Origin of the sequence: Halorubrum sp. SD690R, from assembly GCF_005435035.1 — an archaeon.
Classification (GTDB): Archaea; Halobacteriota; Halobacteria; order Halobacteriales; family Haloferacaceae; genus Halorubrum; species Halorubrum ezzemoulense.
Window position 1 is genome coordinate 119,742 of sequence record NZ_SGTV01000004.1, and the last position, 13,621, is coordinate 133,362.

Here is a 13,621-nt window from a genome sequence, read left to right on the forward strand (position 1 = left end):
CAGTTCTGTGATTTATATCCGTCAAATTTATATATGCGATTGGGAATTCGTATTTATGACGCTCACTGATTTTCTTCGGAAGTATATTAATAAGTCTCAGCGAGACGGGATCCCTAACGCAGCACGAGGAGCTGTTGTTGAAGCGACCTCAAAGACAGTTCTTCGACGAATTATTGATTGGCAATCTGAACCAATATGGTCAGATGATTGGGATATATGTTTGGTTCTTGATAGCTGCCGTTGGGATACCTGGAAGACAGTTGATGGACGAGGACGGCCTGCTTGGTCAGTTGGCGGATCTAGTCTTGAATGGCTAGAGAGAACGTTTGCTGAAGAATACGAGGAACAGATGGCCCGAACAGGGTATGTTACAGCAAACCCCAATACTGATAGAACGGATTTATTGGATGGGCGGTTAGCGTATATAGACGAGTTATGGCGTGATCGATGGGATGTTGAAGAACAAAAAACGGTCACTCCGGTTGATGTTACGGATCGAGCAATTTGGGCATGGTTGCAGCGCGAACAGCTTGGTTTCGACCAGCTGATTGTTCACTACATGCAACCACACGCTCCATTTCGGTCACTCGGTGAGCGTGGTGGTTGGGGTCCTCAGAATACAGGATACGAGAGTATCTGGAATCTACTTCGAGACGGTGAAATTAGTCAAGAAACGCTAACAGAGGCATACGCTGACAACCTTGTGTGGGTTCTTGAAGAAGTAGAGCGCTGGGAAGAAAAAACTGGAGGGGATCTACTTGTGACCTCTGATCACGGGAATGCGATGGGTGAACTGGGAGAGTGGGGACACAAGCAAAAGAATACAGGAAATCCAGTAGTACGGCGGGTTCCTTGGCTTAATATTGAAGGCACAGGAAAAGATGTAGACTCTGAATCGGTCGATCCACCGGGAGATCCACCGGTAACGAATCAGAACATGTCTGTTGCAGTTGAGGAACGACTGCGTGGATTCGGCTACCTCTGACTTGAGGTATCTACGTCCGTCTATCAGAGTACATCGATTGGCTCCGCAATCGACGTAAAAAGACGACGTATTCCCGGCTGAAATTACATCGCGAGTAATCGATAGTTGCCGTGAACAGGATCTTCCGGAAGTGACTGTCGATCGAGCGGTTTAAACTTCACATCACTGGAGTGGATACTTGCTACTTTCAGATCATATCCGACAGTAGTAAGTAGGTCGATCAGTTCCTCCTGAGTTCCGCCCATATTACTGATATATTCTGGGTGCACTTCGACAAGTAATTCCGGCATCATCTGATTGAGTAACGTCTTCGCACCACGTAACGCCTTCAGTTCGGCCCCCTCAATATCGATCTTCATCACTGTTGGAGGGTTATTACTGGAGATATACGAGTCCAATCGTATGGTTTGGGCGTCATCGGTGTCTGATACGTAGACGTTGTTAATGACCTGTCGGTCACCTACGTTTCTCCGTAGTATTTCGAATGTTTCGGAGTTTGCCTCAAAGCTATGTATATTTAGATTATTAACTCCACATTTTTCAGCAAAGATTGAAAAAATACCCCATCTTGCCCCGACATTATAAAATACATCGTCTTCTGAGAGACGTTCGTACAACCTTCGTAACAGCAGGGGCTCGTACATCTCTCCAGTTGCGTAGTCATATGCTCGGCCCCAGTCAGGATCGACCTCCAGTTCAATATCACCGGCTGGTGTAGTAGTGGTTATGGACCTGTCGTCTTTGTACAGGAAGTAGGCCTTCGTCAGCAGAGTTCTTCGTCTCCAGTCGTAATAGTCTCGAACAGTATCAAACGTAGCAGACGCAATACTCTTCGCGCTCTTCGGTATCATCTGGACTCAGTTCGTGTGGTGGAACAATTAACCATTTCGGTGAGTCCCTTTTGGTGTCTATATCACTTCGAACTCGTTGATGATATAGTTCCTTTTAATTATTGTATTGAGAAACAATTCTCAGTATCTACGTGAATTGTTCACCTCATTAGTGGGACCGAGCCAAGTACGTATTTTTCGCAGATTGAGACTCAAATACCGAGTTGTTTGCTCTTTGATTACTGTTTTCGAGTTTCGGCCAGCGATTCGAGATATTGGAACGCCGTCCTATTCCCTGCCGGAAGGAGAGAGACTAATAGCAAACCAATAACAGGTGTCTCCACCATTCCATCACGGAGAAGATCTAAGAACACTGACCGCGATCGTGAAGTACGACCGATCCGGAGCAGATGCTTACCGTAGCGGTACTTAGCCATCTGCTCCCGCTCAGAGCGATACTCCTCAAGCTCAGGGAATTCCTCACAGAGTAGGTCGATCTCTCGGAGTTCGTTATCGTACAGCATTTCCGGGTCGCCTGTGGCTGAGTCCTCTCTTCGGCGCTTGTACGCCAGTGCTTTGTCTATCTTCGAAACGTCGTACCGTTTGAACAACCGGACCCACAGGTGGGGATCCTCTCTGACCTCGAGACGTTCGTCGAACGGTTCTGACCGGAAACAGTCGGCTCGGCCAAACACGGTGAGGTGGGGGACGCCGTGACCTTCCCTGAAATATTTCACATAGTGGTGTTCGGGATCGTCTACCGGAAGGGCTGACAGATACGTCACGCTTCCGTCCTCGTCAATCACGTACTCGTCAGCATATACAAGGTCGTATCCTTGATTGAGATGCGTAACTTGTATTTCGACCTTCTCTTCTGCGTAGTAGTCGTCGTCTGAGAGGAATCCGATGAACTCGCCGGTCGCCGCGTCGATACCCGCGTTCCAAGCGGCTGGTAATCCTGCCGGCTCTTGATACTGATAAGTGACCCAGGAGTACTCCTCGCCTAGTTCGCGGAGCCAGTCTAAGCCAGTACTGTCGACGATGACCAGTTCGATGTCGTCGTAGGTTTGGTCTGCAATACTCTGTATAGACTGGCCAATATGTTCTGTCTTAGGTTCGTAAGTCGGGAGTATGATCGACACGCAATCGATGGAGTCCGACCCTATCGAATCGGGTAGAGAGATGTTCGGGCGATCCATAGCGCTATCGTAGACGCCGTATCCTTTCAACTGACCGGTCTTTCACGTGAATCATTTTTCTCCTTAGTTTAACCATCACAGAGAAAACATGATCGAGGACGCAGCACCGTCACGGATCACGATACCCCAAGCGACGGAGACGTTCTTCTACACCGGGATCAACCGCGCTACTGTCGTATGATTTCGGCTCGTACATCCCGTGGTCGACGGCGGAGGTCTCAACCCACGGAACGGTTCGGACGGCTTCGGTCTTTACGTCTTCGGGGTGTCGGTATATCCCTTTCTCGCCGAATGCGTTTGCGTGGTCGGCCGTGATGATTGCCGTCTCCGCGTCGTAATTCTCGAGTAATGTCTCCACGCTGTTGAGAACGTATTTACAGTTCTCTCGGTAAGCGTGCCAAACTTCATCATGGGTCAGCTCCCCGCGGCGTAACCGGGGGAAAATGTCGGTTCCGCCCCCCTCCCCGAACCGATCGAGGTCGATCTTTGATCCGAGGTTAACGGGAATACTCGGGAAGTGCGGTTGCATGTAGTGTACCAACAAGCGCTTCGGAGATTCGTTTCGGCCGATGTCGACTGCTCGATCGGTGAGCGGACCCGGGGGTTGTGTCCCAAGCTCGTCCGACCACGCGTACGTCCAGACCTCGTCGACGGCGTCGAATCCGGACGTATCGACTTGACTCGTGTACGGGTTTCCGGTCACATACGTTGTTTCTGCGAGATAGTTAGCGTATTCCGGAGTGAAGTTTCGCTCCATCCATTGATTTGACTGCGACGCGTTCGACCGTCGCTTCGGCACGTCTTCGGGGATGAAATCAAAGTCGGCAGCACACTCAGCTAACACGTCCGGTCGACATGCATCTAGAATGATACATAGATCCCAGTCGTCCCAAACAGAATATTCAGGGACATTATTGAAGAGGTAATAACTATTGAGTACTCGCTTCCAGAGATCTCTCGAGACGTATCTCGCTGCCTCTCCGGGGTTCTTGATCCCTTTTATTATACGTTCCATCTCTGATGAGACTGAGGAATGGCCATGGTATACAAATATCGGTTGCAATCTTCGTCAGTCGATATCATTTGATGAATTTTTACAATTATATACCATCACATAACCGTTTTACCAATTTAATAGTATAATAAACGTTTTCGGTGCGTCTGTGGCGACACTATCCTTATATCAACGTTCGCTCTCCCCGAATCTATGGCCGGCCATGTTATTTCTGTCCTTGATAGCATCACCCTAGGTTGGAACGATTGTGATCCGTATCGTATATATGTGCGGATATCACTCTAAAACTGATCTATATGGCCGTAGAAGTGAGATTAAAACTTTCACTCACATCTCTTCTGTAATTCCCGAAATATTTCAGAAGTTAGTCAACTATCAGTTATATATTCTTCCGAAGCGTGTGTTCGACTTATCGAAACCATTTTTACTGCGTATATCAACCAGCGAATGTTCAATGCCTGAAGGAGCACCAGTATCGGTTGTCAGTTTTAGTCACCTCGGATACGATTCAGATCAGATCAGCGAAGTGACTTACAACACTGTAAAGAAACTCGCCGATGACGGGCTCTTACGGGCACTATACGTACTGGACACCGAACCTACAGTCAGTCTAGATGAGTGGATGATCGAGACGCCGATTCCAGGCGGAAAAACTCTTCCACGTATAATTTATCTTCTTGATCAACTCGCTCCAATTGATGGTTTTGACCCTCGCCAGGTGATATCAGAAATTTTCGATCGAATAGTAGCCAGTAACATAGGTGGTGGTCAAATTGTACACTTATTCCCAGAGTTCCAACACACCGCTGAGCGTGCTAAACGCGAAGAGCTCACGACGGTGGTGTACGCACGTGGGTGCCATCCTGAAGAAACTCTGAGACTCTATGAAGAAGAGCAATCCCGGTTCGATGCCGACATCGAGGTACCCTATGATTGGTTCCACAGGTATCAGCGAACCTACGACCACGCCGACCACGTCTTTTACCTATGTGACTACGTCAGAGAAACCTTCATCGAACGGGGATTCTCCGAAGACTGCCTATTCAAGGTTGGTCCGCTTACTGTTGATCCGAACGTATATCGTCCCAGTCGCAGTAAATCAACAGAATTCACCGTCCTCGCCGTCTCGAACATGACGCCACTGAAGGGAACTCGATATCTTCTCGATGCTTGGGACCTAATTGATATCGACGAGGCTCAGTTGGTTCTGTGTGGCGGAATAAGCGACGATGTCCAAGCCGAGCTCGGTCCCCGGATCGAACAGGATGCGTCGATCAATCATCTGGGCCACGTTGACGATATCGCTGAGCAGTATCGTCAGGCATCGGTTTTCGTTCATCCATCATTGACCGAGGGGTTCGGAAAGGTCTACCCCGAGGCAATGGCATCGGAGGTACCGGTCATCGCCACGGAGAACGGACCAACCGAGTTCATCGACGATGCCGGATTCATCGTACCGATCCGGGATCCCAAAGCGATAGCCGAGAAGCTTCGATACCTCCACGATAATCCAGATGAAGCTCAACACATGGGCGAACGGGGACGCACCATCGTTGAGGCGAATTCGTGGGAAGGTTTTTCCCAGCGGGTCTTTGATGGTCATAAGACCATATTAAAAAATTTGCAATAAATCACCGTGTTAATATATTAATATAAAGCCATTATTGTCAATTTTCTTGAAATGAGTAGTTCATAAGTTTTGGCGTTACTATTTAAACTGGAACCGCTCAAGGGACGTGGGCATCGACTAGGGTAGCACTTGATGAAATCTATTTAGGATATAAATAACCAAATTGCATTATATTATAAATTTGTTTCCATGACGGTATTGACAATTTGATCAACTGATTGACCAATGTCTAAAAGTTGGGTGTTTTGAACGATTTCTTCATCAGCGTCTATTGACGAGATTCTTTTCTGAATTTTTTCTTCCAAATCGTCATCGTTTGCAAATTCGACTCCAGAAATTGGTTTCAATTCGTTCAATCCATGATCCCAGTCATCGCTGAGTATAATCGGCGTACCCAGCGCAATACTCTCAACAAATGCTGAGGAAAAATGTGAAACAGCAATATCTGTGTTGTTCAATGCATCACGTATATTGTCGAAATCCACAATATACTGATCCCATCCATGTTCGCGGTACCAATCACCGTTTTCAACTGGATGAAGCTTAATCGCAAGTGTCCATCTGTTGTCGTTACAGGCTTGAACGAGACTCTCAACGAGTTCTGTATATAATTGATTTCGTTCCGCTGAGTGAGTAGTTACCTGAGACCCTCCGAGAAATAGTACATCTAAATCGGAGGTTATCGACTCTTTCGATTTGGATAGATGGTCATGCCATGGACTTCCAGTTACTTTGATTCTCGTATCTGGATGGGCCAACTGCTCAAAATTTTGAACCCACGCTTCACCCCACACGAAGATCGTGGCCGGAAAGAGCGTTGTAGCGGCCCATTCGTCCTTCTCCGGACTTCGCTGAACGCCGTGCTGGTATACATACAAGTGCTCCGGAGATGTGGCACGTACCTGGTACGGCATCAAAGAGTACGTATGGACGGTCGGATCGTCCTCCATCAACTGCTCCAATGACGAAAATTTTAGATATTCCAGAAATGTCGAGTTGAACGCGTATGTCAGTGATGAATCTTGGAATTCACCTGATGTGATTCGCCTGAGCCGGTAGATCGAAACGATAGATCGAACAATATGGCCAAAAAGATCGGACAAATGGACAAACCGGAGCAGTTGGGTAAACGATTCTGTTCGGAATCCCTTCGCTCGCCACTCGTCCATTCGATCGGCAGCACTAGGGGAACATAGGAACATTACGTCTTCACCTTCGTCGAGGAGCCGTTTTCCGATCTCCTCGAACGTGTGGGTGCGATATGCGTAAGTTGAAGTCATGACGAACACGTGATCTGGCGGCGTGGCGGAAGACAATTCAGTCCGACTGAGTCTCCGTTCGATATGATATACCGTCCGTTTGAAGATAGTGTACACGATAATCAGAGGCGCGAAGACTACCGAGAAAATGAACGGAACTTCATCTTTCTCTGCGATCGTCTGCTCTCTTCCTTTAGTGGAAACGTCGAGAGCTCGCAGCCCGGCGTACGCGGTGGGATTTTCGTCGAGATATCTTCGGACGCGCTCGATGTCCATACACTGACTCCTGTCGCGTTTCGCAGTAATAAAGCTCTGGAAGAGGAAGCGATCCTCGGTGTCGCAATTAGGCGGCTATCACATCTATCCACTCAGGAAAGACCAAGGTCCGAGACGGGTGGACGATCGAACGCACGGAAATAAATTCGGGTGACCACCGTCGAGGAAGGCTGTTCGGCGAGTCAGCATCGGATGAAGTGATACAATCAAAACCAAAGAGCGCGAAGCTGGGATGGCCAAAAGACGCCCTAATGGGTTGAAACCGGAACCGACAAACGAACTCTGATCGAATGACAGTCCATGCAGGTTCTGGTCACAGGTGGTGCAGGGTTCATTGGGTCGAATCTCGCCGAGCGTCTCCTTGCAGGCGGCCATCGCGTCGCCGTGCTTGACAATCTCGATCCCTACTACGACCTCGATATAAAACGCCGCAATCTCAGTACTTGTCGAGAAGTCGGTGAGGACCGCTTCGAATTCGTCGAAGGTTCGATCACCGACGAGTCACTCGTTGAGGAGGTTGTCGCTAGCCGTGATGTGGATATTATCTTCCACAAGGCCGCGAAGGCGGGCGTCCGTCCGAGCGTCGAACAACCGAAGGAGTACAACGCGAACAACGTCGGTGGACTCCTCACGGTCCTTGAGGCGGCCGCAGATCACGGTGTCGACCGCTTCGTCAACGCCTCTTCTTCCTCGGTGTATGGTGTTCCCGAGTACCTCCCTTACGACGAGGATCACCCGAACCACCCGAAGAGTCCCTATGCCGTGACCAAACTCTCCGCGGAGCACTACTGTAACGTCTACGACGATCTCCACGATCTCCCGACTGTCAACCTCCGCTACTTCACGGTGTACGGTCCACGGATGCGGCCGAATATGGCGATCTCGAACTTCGTCTCGCGGTGTCTCAATGGCGAGCCGCCGATCATCTACGGCGACGGCGAGCAGACGCGTGACTTCACGTTCGTCGACGACGTAGTTGACGCCAACCTCGCGCTCCTGGACACCGATGCGGCCGACGGCGAGACGATGAACATCGGATCCAGCGACAACATCTCGATCCGCGAGCTCGCCGAGTACGTCGTCGAGGAAACCGGTGCCGATGTCGACATCGTCCACGAGGAGGGGAAGGACGCGGACGCGAGACATACACATGCTAATGTCTCGAAGGCGGGCGATCTCATCGACTACGAACCCAGCGTGGACATCCGCCAAGGCGTCTCGGCGTTCATCGACTGGTACCGCGAGAACCGAGACTGGTACGAACCGCTGGTCCGAAACTGACTGAGCCGAAGGTATTTACTAGCGACCCGCCGACTAGCCGCCAATGAAAGCGATCGTGCTCGCAGCCGGCCAAGGGACTCGTCTCCGACCTCTCACGGACGACAAACCGAAGGGGATGGTCGAGGTCGCGGGGAAACCGATCCTCTCCCATTGCTTCGATCAGCTCGCGGAACTTGGTGCGGGCGAGTTTGTCGTCGTGGTCGGGTATAAAAAGGAAGTCATTATCGACCACTACGGTGACGCCTACGAAGGAATTCCGATCACGTATTCACACCAACGGAATGCGAAGGGTCTCGCACACGCTCTCCTCACGGTCGAAGACCACATCGACGACGACTTTATGCTGATGCTCGGCGACAACATCTTCGACGCAAATCTGGAGGACGTGGTGAAACGCCAGCGCGAGGACCGCGCGGACGCTGCGTTCCTCGTCGAAGAGGTGCCGTGGGAGGAAGCCTCTCGCTACGGGGTCTGCGATACGAACCAGTACGGCGAGATAACGGATGTCGTCGAGAAGCCGGACGACCCGCCGAGCAACCTCGTGATGACCGGCTTCTACACCTTCACACCCGCAATTTTCCACGCCTGTCACCTGACGCAGCCGTCCGACCGCGGCGAGTACGAACTCTCGGACGCGATAGATCTCCTCATCCAGTCCGGCCGCACGATCGACGCCATCGGTCTCGACGGCTGGCGTATCGACATCGGGTATCCCGAAGACCGCGACGAAGCGGAACGTCGTCTCACGGGGGGCGAAGAAAATGCGGATAACTCTACTGAGGAAGCGACTGTCGACTCCTGAGGACCGATCGAGCCTCTTGCTGCCGGTTCGGTGTGTCAGGTCAGCGAGTCCGCGGTGACTCACAGTCGATTAAATGGTTTTGCCGAGCGTCACTCCTGCAATAACCGTGAAACCGACCGCCGTATGTTCTCTTTACGTTCCCACCCCAACTCTTCATGAGCACCGGACGTATCCACCCCGAACTCCTCCACCATCGTCTCCGCACTTCGCGGATTCTCGACCAACTCGATATCCACGTCGATCCCCTGCTCTTCGCGCGCGACCTCCCGAACGATCTCGGCCACGCGCATCACGCTCAGGTCCTCCTCACTCGCAATTTCGAACGCCTCCGTCCCGGTCACCCCACTTTCAAGCTGCTCCAGTAGTCGCTCCGCGCTCCGGACGTACACGCGCGCCACGTCTTTCACGTGGACGAAGTTCCGGGCCTGCGTGCCGGGCTCGTAGACGGTCAGCGTCTCGCCCGCGAGCGCCCGGTTCACGAAGAAGTTGATCACGGTCGGTTTCCCCACCTCCGTCCCGTCGACGACGTGCTCGCCGTAGAGGTTCGACTTCAGGAAGAGGTGCGCAGGGAACGCGCCGTCGGCGAACGCCTCGATCGACCGCTCGCCGAGCAGCTTCGTCCGCCCGTACCAGTTGAGCGGGTCGCGGGGCTGGTCGGCGGTGATCGGGAACGACTGCGGGTCTCCCAACACCGCCATACTGAACGGGAACGCCAGCGCCGCGCCCGTCTTCCGACAGAACCACGCGACGTTGTTCGTCCCGGTGACGTTCACCTCGTAGGCGAGGTCCGAGTTCTGTTCGCAGTCGTCGACGCCGCTTATCGCCGCGAGGTGACAGACCACGTCCGCGCCCGCGAGCGCGTCCTCCAGTCGGTCGCGGTTCCGAATATCGACGTGGTCGATCTCCACGTCGCCGATCGAATCCACCTGTCCGCGGTACTGGTTGTCGATCGCGACAATCTCCCAGTCGGGATGCGCCTCTTGAAACTCCACGATCACGCGGCTGCCGATGTACCCGGCCGCGCCAGTGACCGCGATCGTCGGCGTCTCGGTTGACCTGCCGCTGCTCTTGCTGTCCGCTTCGGTCTCTGTCGTATCAGTCATACCTGTGTCGCCTCCGTACCGGTCAGTTCGCTCGCGATGTTGCGGATCCCCTCGCGCAGCGTCCACTCCGTCTCGAAGCCCGTCTCGGCCAGGCGGTCGAAGTTCACGTGATAGGAGGGGCCGGGCTGTTCGTCTTCGAGATACGTCACGTCTAGGTCGCGCTCCAGTTCCTCGCGGACGATTTCCGCGATTTCGCTGATGCGGTAGTTCCCCTCGTTCGATCCGACGTTGTACACCCGCTTGGGCCACGCGTCCGGATCCAAGGCGGCGTCGAGGTACGCTCTCGCCGCGTCGCGCACGTGGATGAACGGGCGCCAGTTCGAGCCGTCGCCGTACACCGTCAGCGGCCGGTCGGTGAGCCCGCGGAAGACGAAGTGGTTCACCACGAGGTTGAAGCGGACCCCCGGCGACCACCCGTAGTTCGTGCTCATGCGGAGCGCGGTCGCGTCGAAGTCGTACGCCTCGACCGCCTCGTCGAGCAGGCGCTCGCAGGCGACCTTCGACTCGGCGTACGGGTTGAGCGGGTTCTGCTCGGTCGTCTCGTCGATGTCGCGGCTCGCTGCGCGCCCGTAGTTGTTACACGAGGAGGCGACCACGACGCTGTCGACGTCGAACTTCCCCGCGGCCGTGAGCACGTTCTCGGTGCCGTCGCGGTTGACCGCGAACGTCTCCTCGCGCCGGTCGTGCGTCGACGCGGCGCCGGTGATCGCCGCGAGGTGGATCACGGCGTCGGCGCCGCGGGTCGCACTCTCGACGGCGCCGTACTCCCGCACGTCGCCGCGGCGGAAGTCGAGCCGGTCGCCGACGCAACCGGCGAGATGCGCCGGCGAGCCCGCCGCCAGCGAGTCGAGGACGACGACATCGCTCACGCGGGAATCGTCGAGCAGGCGCGGGACGAGCGCGCTCCCGATGTAGCCGCAGCCGCCGGTGACGAGGACGCGCCGGCCGTCGCCGCGGGCGGCGTCGGTCTCGCCCAACTCACTCATCGGTCAGCACGCCCGGCAGGAACCGGTCCTCGTGGGCCGCGATCCGGTCCCGCTCCTCGACGAGCGTCCCGAGCACGTCGCGGATACCCGCTTCGAGCTCCTGCCGCTGGCCCCCGACCAGGTCGAGGAACCGCTCGTTCTCCATCTCCATCTTGTGTTCCTCGTCCTCTTCGCGCGGGTTCTCGTAGTGCTTCACTTCCGGGTCGAGGTCGAACTCTGCGCCCACCTCGGCGATCGTCTCCGCGAGTTCGACGATGGCGACCGGTCGGGTGACCTGATTGTACACGTCGATCCCGTCATCGCCGGAGTGACCCTCGTCGACGAGTCGGACGAGGCTCTCGACGGCGTCTTCGAGGCTCACCATCGGCTTGCGCTGCTCGCCTTTGCCGTACACCGTGATCGGGTAGCCGGCGACCGCCTGCGCGCAGAACCGGTTCACGACCGTGCCGAAGTAGTAGTCGAAGTCGAACCGCGTCGGGCTCTCGTGCGCCCGCGTCTCTGCGGTCTCGGTGCCGTAGACGATGGCGGTCCGGACCTCGCTCATCGAGAAGTCGAACTGCGATTCCGCGAGCCGCATGTTCGCCGCGTCGAACGACTTCGTCTGGTGGTACCAGCTGCCGCCCATCGCCGGGAACGGGACCTCGTCCGTGCCGCCCTTCCGATCGACCTCCAGCCCGCCCTCAGGAATCGGGAAGTGCGGGGCGCCGTAGATGCCGGTCGTCGTCGTCTCGATGAAGTGGGTGTCCGACAGCCCCGTCTCGTGGAGGCCGTGGAGCAGGTTCAGCGTCATCGAGACGTTGTTGCGCTGGGTGTACAGCGCGCGCTCGCCGTTGATCGACGAGTAGGGCGCGCTGGGCTGGGCGGCCGCGTGGAGCACGGTGTCGGGCTCGTGGGTGTCCAGCAGCTGGAGGACGAAGTCGCGGTCCGCGAGGTCGCCCTCGACCAGGCTGAGGTTCTCGACGCGCCCGAACCGCTCTTCGGGCTCTTCGACCCGCGTCGCCGACACGCTACCCGACTCGGCGACCCAGTCACGCCGCGAGAAGTCGTCGACGCAGACGATCCGTTCGTCGACGCGGTCGGCCAGTCGCAGCGCGGTCGGCCATCCGAGGTACCCGTCGGCACCGGTGAGTAGGACAGTCATCGTTACTCGGTAGTCGAGTAACTACGAGTAAATGCTTTGCGGTTAGGTTCGCTGTCGCGAGAGCGACCGGGGCGAGAGCGACGCGTCCGCGCCGGTCGACGCCGCCCCAGCCGGCGCTCACACTACTCGACGGCGCCTCCGCTCGCGGTCGGGTCGCGTTCGGCGTCTGGGTCCGGATCGGCGGGGACGCTCTCGTGGCGCCACAGCAGGTCGAAGTACTGCCACATGCCCGCCACGAACGACGGGTTCTCCGTCACCGCGGCCTGCCGGTGGTGGTTCGGCACGTCCTCCTGTTCGACCATGAGCAGCCCCTGTCCGGACTCGTACGACAGGCTCGGGTCGACGAAGGTTCCGCGCCACGGAAGTACGCGGTCGCTCACGCGCACCGCGACCGACGGGAACTCCGCGGCGAGCGAATCGCGGATCTCGGCCTGTCGCTCCCGGTTCTCCGCCGAGAGCGAGCCGGGGTTCAACAGTAGCACGTCGATGTCGACGCCGCGGTCGACCGCGTCCCGCATCGCCGGCCGGACCGCGTCGACGTACCCGAAGCTCTTCGAGAGCACGTACACCGCCTCCTCCGCCTCGCTGAACAGCCGCCGCGTCTCGCGCTCGCTCGGCTCCCCCACGTCGACGACGTGGAACAGGTCCTCGGTCGGGCTGAGCTCGTCGACGCCGCGGTCGCGGACCGGTGCGTACTCGTCGACGAACGCTTCCTCGACGGCCGCCACGTCCTCGCGGAACCGCTCGTAGGCGTGCCGGCGGTTCTCGACCGCGCGCTCGGCGATCGCCGCCGGCTCGTGGGGCTCGTACCGCTTCGGACGGCCCGGGATCACCTTCACGTACCCGGCCTCCGAGAGCGCGTCGAGGACGCCGTAGATCCGCGCCTTCGGGATCCCGGTCGCCTCGGCGAGGTCGGGCGCCGTGGTCCGGCCGAGGAGCAGCAGCTCCTCTAACGCGTCGGCTTCGTACTCCGTCAGATCGAGCAACGAGAAGAGGTCTTCCCCGGAATCGGCCATAGGCGTTCGTCCTCGTTCGCTCCGTAAGTACGTACTGGTGCCGCCGGAAAGGTTATTACGTGGGCGCTAATACGGTTACTCAGAACATGAGTAACTCC

General features: G+C 55.8%; 12 protein-coding genes. 4 read left to right on the forward strand and 8 right to left on the reverse strand.

Going from position 1 to position 13,621, the window contains the following annotated elements:
• The first annotated feature begins 55 nt into the window (after positions 1-55).
• Entirely contained in the window at positions 56-985 is a 930-nt protein-coding gene (locus EXE41_RS04110) for a hypothetical protein (protein WP_137690350.1), read from the forward strand.
• An 83-nt stretch (positions 986-1,068) separates the two neighbouring features.
• On the opposite strand, the gene EXE41_RS04115 is transcribed toward EXE41_RS04110, so the two are convergent.
• From EXE41_RS04115 to EXE41_RS04125, 3 genes are all read right to left on the reverse strand, one after another.
• Positions 1,069-1,836, reverse strand: a complete 768-nt coding sequence (locus EXE41_RS04115) for an FkbM family methyltransferase (RefSeq protein ID WP_137690351.1) — start codon at positions 1,834-1,836, stop codon at positions 1,069-1,071.
• A 218-nt stretch (positions 1,837-2,054) separates the two neighbouring features.
• Positions 2,055-2,957: a glycosyltransferase gene (locus tag EXE41_RS04120; RefSeq protein WP_158294388.1), complete on the reverse strand. Its 903-nt coding sequence runs from the start codon at positions 2,955-2,957 to the stop codon at positions 2,055-2,057.
• Between the two features lie 166 nt (positions 2,958-3,123).
• Positions 3,124-4,029 carry a hypothetical protein gene (locus EXE41_RS04125; protein ID WP_137690353.1) on the reverse strand — a complete coding sequence of 302 codons (906 nt, stop codon included), beginning with the start codon at positions 4,027-4,029 and terminating at the stop codon, positions 3,124-3,126.
• Between the two features lie 454 nt (positions 4,030-4,483).
• Here EXE41_RS04125 and EXE41_RS04130 point away from each other — a divergent pair, with 454 nt between their 5' ends.
• The gene (locus EXE41_RS04130) at positions 4,484-5,659 is read left to right on the forward strand and encodes a glycosyltransferase family 4 protein (protein WP_158294389.1); all 1,176 of its coding nucleotides are present in this window, start codon (positions 4,484-4,486) and stop codon (positions 5,657-5,659) included.
• Between the two features lie 173 nt (positions 5,660-5,832).
• On the opposite strand, the gene EXE41_RS04135 is transcribed toward EXE41_RS04130, so the two are convergent.
• Entirely contained in the window at positions 5,833-7,194 is a 1,362-nt protein-coding gene (locus tag EXE41_RS04135) for a hypothetical protein (protein ID WP_137690355.1), read from the reverse strand.
• A 300-nt stretch (positions 7,195-7,494) separates the two neighbouring features.
• Here EXE41_RS04135 and EXE41_RS04140 point away from each other — a divergent pair, with 300 nt between their 5' ends.
• Both EXE41_RS04140 and aglF read left to right on the forward strand, forming a co-directional pair.
• Complete coding sequence (locus EXE41_RS04140; protein WP_137690356.1) at positions 7,495-8,475, forward strand: SDR family oxidoreductase; 981 nt, start codon at positions 7,495-7,497, stop codon at positions 8,473-8,475.
• A gap of 43 nt (positions 8,476-8,518) precedes the next feature.
• Complete coding sequence (gene aglF, locus EXE41_RS04145) at positions 8,519-9,277, forward strand: UTP--glucose-1-phosphate uridylyltransferase AglF (protein ID WP_137690357.1); 759 nt, start codon at positions 8,519-8,521, stop codon at positions 9,275-9,277.
• An 89-nt stretch (positions 9,278-9,366) separates the two neighbouring features.
• Here aglF and EXE41_RS04150 read toward each other — a convergent pair whose 3' ends face one another.
• The 4 genes from EXE41_RS04150 to EXE41_RS04165 form a co-directional block, all read right to left on the reverse strand.
• Entirely contained in the window at positions 9,367-10,380 is a 1,014-nt protein-coding gene (locus EXE41_RS04150; protein ID WP_137690358.1) for an NAD(P)-dependent oxidoreductase, read from the reverse strand.
• Positions 10,377-11,366 carry an NAD(P)-dependent oxidoreductase gene (locus tag EXE41_RS04155; RefSeq protein WP_137690359.1) on the reverse strand — a complete coding sequence of 330 codons (990 nt, stop codon included), beginning with the start codon at positions 11,364-11,366 and terminating at the stop codon, positions 10,377-10,379. The genes EXE41_RS04150 and EXE41_RS04155 overlap by 4 nt, the downstream gene beginning before the upstream one ends.
• Positions 11,359-12,507 carry an NAD-dependent epimerase/dehydratase family protein gene (locus tag EXE41_RS04160; RefSeq protein WP_137690360.1) on the reverse strand — a complete coding sequence of 383 codons (1,149 nt, stop codon included), beginning with the start codon at positions 12,505-12,507 and terminating at the stop codon, positions 11,359-11,361. The genes EXE41_RS04155 and EXE41_RS04160 overlap by 8 nt, the downstream gene beginning before the upstream one ends.
• Positions 12,508-12,629: 122 nt before the next feature.
• On the reverse strand, positions 12,630-13,523 hold the full coding sequence (locus tag EXE41_RS04165; protein ID WP_137690361.1) for a TrmB family transcriptional regulator: 894 nt from the start codon (positions 13,521-13,523) through the stop codon (positions 12,630-12,632).
• Positions 13,524-13,621: the final 98 nt, after the last annotated feature.

Coding starts and splice junctions, on each gene's coding strand:
- EXE41_RS04110 (WP_137690350.1), top strand. CDS start 56: ATGACGCTCACTGATTTTCTTCGGAAGTATATTAATAAGTCTCAGCGA.
- EXE41_RS04115 (WP_137690351.1), bottom strand. CDS start 1,836: ATGATACCGAAGAGCGCGAAGAGTATTGCGTCTGCTACGTTTGATACT.
- EXE41_RS04125 (WP_137690353.1), bottom strand. CDS start 4,029: ATGGAACGTATAATAAAAGGGATCAAGAACCCCGGAGAGGCAGCGAGA.
- EXE41_RS04130 (WP_158294389.1), top strand. CDS start 4,484: ATGCCTGAAGGAGCACCAGTATCGGTTGTCAGTTTTAGTCACCTCGGA.
- EXE41_RS04135 (WP_137690355.1), bottom strand. CDS start 7,194: ATGGACATCGAGCGCGTCCGAAGATATCTCGACGAAAATCCCACCGCG.
- EXE41_RS04140 (WP_137690356.1), top strand. CDS start 7,495: ATGCAGGTTCTGGTCACAGGTGGTGCAGGGTTCATTGGGTCGAATCTC.
- aglF (WP_137690357.1), top strand. CDS start 8,519: ATGAAAGCGATCGTGCTCGCAGCCGGCCAAGGGACTCGTCTCCGACCT.
- EXE41_RS04150 (WP_137690358.1), bottom strand. CDS start 10,380: ATGACTGATACGACAGAGACCGAAGCGGACAGCAAGAGCAGCGGCAGG.
- EXE41_RS04155 (WP_137690359.1), bottom strand. CDS start 11,366: ATGAGTGAGTTGGGCGAGACCGACGCCGCCCGCGGCGACGGCCGGCGC.
- EXE41_RS04160 (WP_137690360.1), bottom strand. CDS start 12,507: ATGACTGTCCTACTCACCGGTGCCGACGGGTACCTCGGATGGCCGACC.
- EXE41_RS04165 (WP_137690361.1), bottom strand. CDS start 13,523: ATGGCCGATTCCGGGGAAGACCTCTTCTCGTTGCTCGATCTGACGGAG.